Source organism: Mesorhizobium sp. M2D.F.Ca.ET.226.01.1.1 (assembly GCF_004022705.2).
GTDB lineage: Bacteria > Pseudomonadota > Alphaproteobacteria > Rhizobiales > Rhizobiaceae > Mesorhizobium.
The window spans coordinates 1-290 of the sequence record NZ_RZOY02000123.1 but is presented as its reverse complement, the minus strand read 5'-3'; the positions used below and the strand labels follow the sequence as shown (position 1 = coordinate 290).

At 70.0% G+C, this 290-nt stretch carries 1 protein-coding gene; it reads left to right on the top strand.

Annotated features, from left to right (window positions below):
• Nucleotides 1-233 (top strand): CGNR zinc finger domain-containing protein (locus tag EN869_RS34060; protein WP_135916169.1); only part of this gene is annotated, 233 nt, incomplete at its 5' end.
• Nucleotides 234-290: the final 57 nt, after the last annotated feature.

Sequence of the window (290 nt, the reverse complement as noted above, 5' to 3'; positions counted from 1 at the left end):
CGACGTCGCTCGACGCGCCGCTCGCCGAACGCATCCGGGTCGAGGCGGCGCTCGCCCTGTCCGACGTCATCCGCTCGGACGAGACGTCACGGATGCGCGTGTGCGAAGCAGCCGACTGCACGGGCCTGCTCCTGGACCTGTCGCGCAACGGGTCCAAGAGATTCTGCAGCGTCCGCTGCGGCAACAGGATGAACCAGCTCGCCTACCGCGAACGCGTCGCCGCAGAGGGGTAGGCCGGGACCCTGCTGCGGGTCGAGCGTGTCGAGACCTCGTGCGTGTCGAGACCTCGG